8 protein-coding genes are annotated in these 7,446 nt (G+C 70.5%); 2 read left to right on the top strand and 6 right to left on the bottom strand.

What is annotated here, in order from left to right; genetic code table 11:
* Positions 1 to 121: 121 nt before the first annotated feature.
* The 3 genes from ACIA73_RS06110 to ACIA73_RS06100 all read right to left on the bottom strand — a co-directional run bounded on the left by ACIA73_RS06110 (position 122) and on the right by ACIA73_RS06100 (position 3,184).
* Complete coding sequence (locus ACIA73_RS06110; RefSeq protein ID WP_399437083.1) at positions 122 to 1,255, bottom strand: Mrp/NBP35 family ATP-binding protein; 1,134 nt, start codon at positions 1,253 to 1,255, stop codon at positions 122 to 124.
* A gap of 44 nt (positions 1,256 to 1,299) precedes the next feature.
* Positions 1,300 to 1,806: a DUF1003 domain-containing protein gene (locus tag ACIA73_RS06105; protein WP_399437082.1), complete on the bottom strand. Its 507-nt coding sequence runs from the start codon at positions 1,804 to 1,806 to the stop codon at positions 1,300 to 1,302.
* Positions 1,807 to 1,912: 106 nt separating this feature from the next.
* Positions 1,913 to 3,184, bottom strand: coding sequence for a magnesium transporter MgtE N-terminal domain-containing protein (locus ACIA73_RS06100; protein ID WP_399437081.1), 1,272 nt, complete (start codon positions 3,182 to 3,184; stop codon positions 1,913 to 1,915).
* A gap of 224 nt (positions 3,185 to 3,408) precedes the next feature.
* Between ACIA73_RS06100 and ACIA73_RS06095 the strand changes: the two genes are divergently transcribed.
* Positions 3,409 to 4,176: a hypothetical protein gene (locus tag ACIA73_RS06095; protein WP_399437080.1), complete on the top strand. Its 768-nt coding sequence runs from the start codon at positions 3,409 to 3,411 to the stop codon at positions 4,174 to 4,176.
* Between the two features lie 57 nt (positions 4,177 to 4,233).
* On the opposite strand, the gene ACIA73_RS06090 is transcribed toward ACIA73_RS06095, so the two are convergent.
* Positions 4,234 to 4,752, bottom strand: coding sequence for a hypothetical protein (locus ACIA73_RS06090; RefSeq protein ID WP_399437079.1), 519 nt, complete (start codon positions 4,750 to 4,752; stop codon positions 4,234 to 4,236).
* A gap of 32 nt (positions 4,753 to 4,784) precedes the next feature.
* Positions 4,785 to 5,894: a magnesium and cobalt transport protein CorA gene (locus tag ACIA73_RS06085; RefSeq protein ID WP_399437078.1), complete on the bottom strand. Its 1,110-nt coding sequence runs from the start codon at positions 5,892 to 5,894 to the stop codon at positions 4,785 to 4,787.
* A gap of 485 nt (positions 5,895 to 6,379) precedes the next feature.
* Between ACIA73_RS06085 and ACIA73_RS06080 the strand changes: the two genes are divergently transcribed.
* Positions 6,380 to 6,964: a suppressor of fused domain protein gene (locus ACIA73_RS06080; RefSeq protein WP_399437077.1), complete on the top strand. Its 585-nt coding sequence runs from the start codon at positions 6,380 to 6,382 to the stop codon at positions 6,962 to 6,964.
* A gap of 115 nt (positions 6,965 to 7,079) precedes the next feature.
* Here ACIA73_RS06080 and ACIA73_RS06075 read toward each other — a convergent pair whose 3' ends face one another.
* A complete protein-coding gene (locus ACIA73_RS06075) occupies positions 7,080 to 7,427 on the bottom strand; it encodes a peptidoglycan-binding protein (protein WP_399437076.1) in 348 nt (115 codons plus the stop codon).
* Positions 7,428 to 7,446: the final 19 nt, after the last annotated feature.

Genomic DNA, 7,446 nt, shown 5'->3' with positions numbered 1-7,446 from the left:
CGCCCAGCCCCCCCCCCCCCCCCCCCCCCCCCCCGCGCCCCCCCCCCCCCCCCCCCCCGCCCCGGGCGGCGCGCCCCCCCCCCCCCCCCCCCCCCCCCCCCCCACCCCCCCCCCGAGAATCTCAGAACTTGTTGCGCGGGGTGATCCCCAGCGACATCCCGGACAGGCCGCGAGCCCGGCCGCCCAGCTTGCCCGCGATGGCCCGCAGTGCGGATCCGGCAGGCGACTCGGGGTCGGTCAGCACGACCGGACGGCCGTCGTCGCCGCCCTCGCGCAGCCGTACGTCGATCGGGATGGACCCGAGTACCGGCACGGTCGCACCGGTCGTCCTGGTCAGGCCCTCGGCGACCCGCTCGCCACCGCCCGTACCGAACACATCGACGATCTCGTCGCAGTGCGGGCACGGCATTCCGGACATGTTCTCGACCACGCCGACGATCTTCTGGTGGGTCTGCACCGCGATCGAACCGGCCCGCTCGGCGACCTCGGCAGCAGCCTGCTGCGGGGTGGTCACGACCAGGATCTCCGCGTTAGGAACGAGCTGAGCGACCGAAATCGCGATGTCACCGGTGCCCGGCGGCAGGTCGAGGAGGAGGACGTCCAGGTCGCCCCAGTACACGTCCGCGAGGAACTGCTGGAGCGCGCGGTGCAGCATCGGGCCGCGCCAGACCACCGGGGCGTTGCCCGGGGTGAACATGCCGATGGAGATGACCTTCACGCCGTTCGAGGACGGCGGCATGATCATGTTCTCGACCTGGGTGGGGCGGCCCTCGACGCCCAGCATGCGCGGCACGCTGTGGCCGTAGATGTCCGCGTCGACGACGCCGACCTTGAGGCCGTCGGCCGCCATCGCCGCCGCCAGGTTGACCGTCACCGAGGACTTGCCGACGCCGCCCTTGCCGGAGGCGACCGCGTACACCCTGGTCAGCGAGCCGGGCTGGGCGAAGGGCACCTCGCGCTCGGCGGTCCCGCCGCGCAGCGCGCCGGCCAGTTCCTTGCGCTGCTCGTCGCTCATCACGTCCAGCTCGACGGAGCAGCTGGTGACGCCCTCGACGCGCTCCACGGCCTCGCGCACGTTGTTGGTGATGGTCTCGCGCATCGGGCAGCCGGAGACGGTCAGATAGACCGCGACGGCGACCGCGCCGTCCGCCCCGATCTCGACCGATTTGACCATGCCCAGTTCAGTGATCGGTCGGTGGATCTCGGGGTCGTTCACCGTCGCCAGTGCTTCGCGCACCGCGTCTTCCGTAGCCATGCTTCCGATACTACGGCGGCGGGGGACGCCTCCGGAAAGGGCGGTCAACGGTCGCCTTCGTCACTCCGGTTCGGCGGCACCGGCGGGAATACGGTCTTCCGCTCCTCCAACTCCTTGACCAGGTCCTGGAGTTCGGAACGGATCCAGTCACGGGTTGCGACCTCGCCCAGGCCCATCCGCAGTGCCGCGATTTCCCGTGTGAGGTATTCGGTGTCGGCGATGGAGCGCTCGTTCTGCTTGCGGTCCTGCTCGTGGGTGACCCGGTCCCGGTCGTCCTGCCGGTTCTGCGCGAGCAGGATCAACGGGGCGGCGTACGACGCCTGGAGCGACAGCGCCAGGGTGAGGAAGATGAAGGGGAACTCGTCGAACCGCAGCTCACGGGGCGCGAAGATGTTCCACAGCACCCAGATGATGATCACCGCCGTCATCCAGACGATGAACCGCCCCGTCCCCAGGAAGCGCGCGATCCGCTCCGAGAACCGCCCGAACGCCTCCGGGTCCCACTCGGGCAGCAGGCGCTGGCGCGGCGCCTTCGGCTGATCCAGACGCACACGCGAGGCGCGTGTCACCGCACTCGCGCCGGTCGTGGACCGCGCGCGCTCCTTGCCCTCACCACCCCGGGACTCTCCACCCTGCCTGCGGGACTCTCCACCCTGCCTAGCGGCCACCGACGACACCCCCCGGATTGAATTCCGTCTCCCGCCAGTCGTCGGGCAGCAGATGGTCGAGCACGTCGTCGACGGTCACGGCGCCCAGCAGCGAACCGCCCTCGTCGACGACGGGCGCCGCGACCATGTTGTACGCGGCGAGATAGCTGGTCACAGCGGGCAGCGAGGTATCGGGCGAGAGCGGCGGAAGGTCGGACTCCACCACCGAGCTCACCAGCGTCCCCGGCGGCTCCCGCAGCAGCCGCTGGAAGTGCACGGTCCCCAGGTACTTGCCCGTCGGCGTCTCGTCCGGCGGTCGGCAGACATACACCTGTGCCGCCAGCGCGGGCGACAGATCCTGCTGCCGTACCCGGGCGAGCGCGTCCGCCACCGTGGCATCCGGCCGCAGCACGATCGGCTCGGTCGTCATCAGACCGCCCGCCGTCCGCTCCTCGTACGACAGAAGCCTTCGTACGTCCGCCGCGTCGTCCGGCTGCATCAGCGTCAGCAGCCTTTCCTTGTCCTCCTCCGGCAGCTCGGACAGCAGGTCGGCGGCGTCATCCGGATCCATCGCCTCCAGGACGTCGGCCGCCCGCTCCTCCTTGAGCTTGCCGAGGATCTCGATCGAGTCGTCCTCCGGCAGCTCTTCGAGTACGTCGGCGAGCCGGTCGTCGTCGAGCGCGGAGGCCACCTCGGCGCGGCGCTTGGGCGTGAGGTGGTGCAGCGCGTTGGCGAGGTCGGTGGGGCGCAGCTGCTCGTACGCCGCGATCAGGTTCTCCGCCCCCTGCCCGTGCTCCTCCAGGGAGAACCCGGTGACGGCCGACCACTCCACCGTCAGCGTCTCCCCCTTCCTCCGCAGCGCGCCGCCCTTGCCCTTGCGTACGAAGACCTTGTCGATCTCCCAGTCGCGCCGGGCGGGCAGCTGCGCGATGGCCACGTCCAGCACCGTGACCTCCTCGTCGCCCTCCACCAGCCGCACCCGCCGGTCGAGCAGCTCGCCGAGGACCAGGCGCTCGGTGGGGCGTTGCTCGAAGCGCCGCATGTTCACCACTCCGGTGGTGATGACCTGGCCGGACTCCACGCCCGTCACCCGGGTCATCGGCAGGAAGATCCGCCGCCGGCTCACCACTTCCACCACCAGCCCCAGCAGCCGCGGAGGCCTGCGCCCCACCCGCAACATGGCCACCAGGTCCCGCACCCGCCCCACCTGATCCCCATTCGGATCAAACACGGGTACGCCCGCCAGGTGGGACACGAAGACGCGCGGTGCGCCTGCCGCCATCTCGACCGCCTCCTGTCCGCTGTTCCCAGCACCCTTTATTTGTCTGCAAATAGGCCGGATACCGGCTTCAGGCTAGCCCGTGAGGATCAACGACGCTCCGGCGGGCGTCCGGACGGCTCACTGCCTGACGGCCCAGGTGACCCGGGTACGCTGCCCTCTGCCAACCGGACGCCCGCCCCTACGGCGGGAGGTTCCGGACCCCCGCAGGAGAGGCAGTGCCGCCCGTGACCGCATTCCCCCCGGCAGCCCGCGCACGCAGGGCCGTACTCGTCGGCGTGGCCTGCGCCGGTCTCGCGGCGGGTCTCACGGGCTGCGGCGAGGACCCCGACGAGGGTACGAACGGGGTCGGCAAGCTCTCCGCCGCCCAGATCGAGGGCAAGGCCAGGGCGACCGCCAAGGCCGCCACCGCCGTACGCCTCACCGGTACCTTCGTCAGCCGTGGGGGCACGTACAAGCTCAACATGCGCCTGAAGAACACCGGCGGCACCGGTTCCGTCTCCACCAAGGACTCCACCTTCGAGCTGCTGCGCATCAACGACGACCTCTTCATGAAGGCCGGCGCGGACTTCTGGCGGCACGACGCCACCAAACCGGGCGCCGACTTCAAGCAGGAGGACGCGGACGCCGCCGACAAACTGGAGGACCGTTACGTCAAGGTCCCCAAGGACGACCCCGCGTACCAGCAGTTCCGCGGCTTCACCGACAAGCAGGTCCTCCTCGACGGCCTCCTCGGCCTCAACGGCGAACTGGGCAAGGGCGACCGCGAGACCGTCTCCGGAATGCGTGCCATCAAGGTCGTCGGCGGCGCCGACGGTTCGGGCGGCGCCCTCGACGTATCCCTGGAAAAGCAGCCCTACCCCCTGCGCCTGGCCCGCGCGGGCGGCGCCGGAGTCGTTCAGCTCACCGACTGGGACAAGGACTTCCCCCTCGCCGCCCCGCCCAAGGACCTCACGGTCGACTACGGCCGCAAGCTCCCGAAGACGAGCAACTGAGAGCCCGCGTCCGGACGCCGGTTCGCAGGTAACGGCGGGCCCGGTCCCCGGCGCCGCCTACTTGCCGGACCGGCGCTTGCGCTTCAGCAGCAGCTTGGGCAGGCCCGCCGGCGCCGGCAGCCGTGTCGTGGCCGAGGTCGTCAGGGGTACGGCGGCCAGTGAGCCGTCCGGGTGGGGACGGGTGTCCCCCTCGGGCGTCAGCCGCACGACGCGGCACTCGCGGGCCCAGCGGGCGGTCATCTGCTCGGCGTCGGGGGCGTTGAGCCGCTTGCCCTTCAGCTCGGCGACGGCGGTGTCCCACTCCTCGGTGCCGGGAGCCAGGTCGCGGACGGTGGCGGTCCAGCTGACCAGACGGGCGCCCTTGTCCTTGCTGGGGACGGTGACCTCGGCGGTGGAGCCGTCGACGAGGCCGGGGAGGGGCTGCTCGCCGGGGCCGTCGCCGATCAGATGGGCGGCGCCGTCGAGCCAGATGTGCCAGAGGGCGCGGGAGGGGCCGGTGCCCCGGACCCAGATGAGGCCGGACTTCTTGGTGGCCTCCTCGATGAGGGCCCGGTCGAGGAGAGGGGTCTGCGACATGGGCTCAGGGTAGGCGGTCGGGGCGCGGGGCCCTACAGCCAGCCGTTGCGCTTGAGGAGACGGTGGATGGTGAAGCAGACGGCGACGATTCCGCCGATCACCATCGCGTAGCCGTACCGCCAGTGGGTCTCCGGCATGTAGTCGAAGTTCATGCCGTAGACCCCGCAGATCATCGTGGGGACGGCGACGATCGCCGCCCACGAGGTGATCTTGCGCATGTCCTCGTTCTGGGCGACGGTCGCCTGCGCCAGGTTGGCCTGGAGGATGGAGTTGAGGAGTTCGTCGAAGCCGACGACCTGTTCGTGGACCCGGGCCAGGTGGTCGGCGACGTCGCGGAAGTACTTCTGGATGTCGGGGTCGATCAGCCGCATCGGCCGCTCGGAGAGCTGCTGCATGGGGCGCAGCAGCGGGGCCACCGCCCGCTTGAACTCCAGCACCTCGCGCTTGAGCTGGTAGATCCGGCCCGCGTCGATGCCGCGCGAGCTGCCCTTGGTGGGGGCGGAGAAGACATCGATCTCCACCTCGTCGATGTCGTCCTGAACGGCCGAGGCGACCGCGATGTAACCGTCGACGACATGGTCGGCGATGGAGTGCAGGACGGCGGAGGGGCCCTTGGAGAGGAGCTCGGGGTCGTCCTGGAGGCGGTGGCGGAGCGCCCGCAGCGAGCCCTTGCCGCCGTGCCGGACGGTGATCACGAAGTCGGGTCCGGTGAAGCACATGACTTCGCCGGTCTCCACGACCTCGCTGGTGGCGGTCAGTTCGGCGTGTTCGACGTAGTGGATGGTCTTGAAGACGGTGAAGAGGGTGTCGTCGTAGCGCTCCAGCTTGGGGCGCTGGTGCGCGTGCACCGCGTCCTCCACGGCGAGCGGATGCAGCCCGAACTCGGCCGCGATACCGGCGAATTCGGCCTCGGTCGGCTCGTGCAGGCCGATCCAGGCGAAGCCGCCGGACTCACGTACCCGGATCATCGCCTCGTGCGGAGTGGCGCACTCCTTGGTCCGCCGCCCGTCCCGGTAGACCGCGCAGTCGACCACCGCGCTGGAGGCGGAGTGGTCCCGGGTGGCGTCGTAGTTGGTGTAGACGGTGGGGCTCTTGCGCAGCGAGGGACGTACGACTGCGCGCAGGTCACGGATCATCGACATGGCGGGCTCCTTCGCAAAGAAGCCGTCTTCGTGGCGCGTGGCACTGCCCGGAATGGAGACGTACGGGGCCACAGCGCTGTGGCAGGTGCACGTCGGCAAAGCGGGCGGCACCGCGAGGACGCGGTGACGGCGTTCGCTCGGACACGGATCAGGGCAAATCAGGTAAGGGTGAAGTGCTCTTCCGTCGTGCGAGACGCTCTGGCAACCGAGTGGTTTCGGTGCTCCGAGGGCCGGGTACGAAGCCTCAGGCCGCAAGTGGCAGAAGCGGTGTGGAAGAGCGGTTGGTACTACCGGGTCGACTTCGATCCACCGCAGCCCCACCTCCTCCAGCCGGTCCCCCATGAGGGACGACGTGTCGTCAGGGCTCGAAAGTAACGCTCGGCGTACTGCCCCGACCAGCGGCCCAGGCTACCAGCCACCCCCGGTGTCAACCCCCGTCAAGCCCCTCCTTTGCCCGTTCCATACGCGGCCTATGCTCGCGGACCATGGGAGATGTACTTGCGCTGGTAGAAGCCCGACTGCGAACAACTCTGGGCGAACCGGACGCGCGCGCCGCGGTCACGTTCCTCGGCACGGACCGCGTCGAGGTGCTGCGATTCCTGGACGGCGACATCGTCCGGTACGCGACGCTCGGGATGTCCGCGGCCCCGATGGGCGACCCCACCCAGGCTCTGGCCGACCCGGTGAAGGGGCCGCGCGCTGAGCTGGTCCTTTCGGTACGGGCAGGGCTCGCCGATACCGACAAGGTGCTGCGGCCGCTGGCGGTGCTGGCCGCTTCGCCGCAGGTGGAGGGATTGATCGTGGCCCCGGGCGCGTCGCTGGAGGTGGGCGAGCCGCTGTGGCCCGGGGCTCCCTTCAGCTCCGTACTCGTGGCGGAGGGCGGCGGGCTGGTCGAGGACCTGGAGCTCGATGAGCCGATGGACCCGGTGCGCTTTCTGCCGCTGCTGCCGATGACCGCGAACGAGGCGGCCTGGAAGCGGGTGAAGGGGGCGCAGGCGCTTCAGGAGCGCTGGCTGGAGCGCGGGACCGATCTGCGGGATCCGTTGCGCGCGGGTGTGTTGCTCGACTGAGTTTCGCTGTGCCGAGACTGGCTGAAAGTCGCGGTGGAGGTACGGGGACGGGGGTGCCCGGGTGCGGGGGCGCCCGGGGGCGGGAGGGCGCGGCCCCGCCCCCGTACCTTTCGCACTAACTCCTCAGTGTCGCCCAGGTGTTCGGGCCCACCTTCCCGTCCACGGCCAGTCCGCCGTACCACTCCTGGAACTGGCGGACGGCGCCCTCGGTGTTCGCGCCGAACTTGCCGTCCACGCCCTGCGGGCCGACGCCGAAGCCCCAGGAGACCAGCAGGCACTGCGCTTCGCGGACCCGGTCGCCGGTGTTGCCGCGGACGGTGAGCTGAGTGCCGAAGTAGTACCCGCAGTCACGGGCGATCGAGGGGGCGGCGACGGGTGCCGAGGCCTCCGCGGTGCCCACGGCGAGTCCGGCGGTCAGTACCGCGGCGGCCAGTGCGCTGAACAGCTTCCTGCGCTGGAACATGGTCTTCCCTTTCGTCCGG

This window comes from Streptomyces sp. NPDC051561, assembly GCF_044454195.1.
Classification (GTDB): Bacteria; Actinomycetota; Actinomycetes; order Streptomycetales; family Streptomycetaceae; genus Streptomyces.
This window is presented reverse-complemented; position numbering and strand designations above follow the sequence as displayed.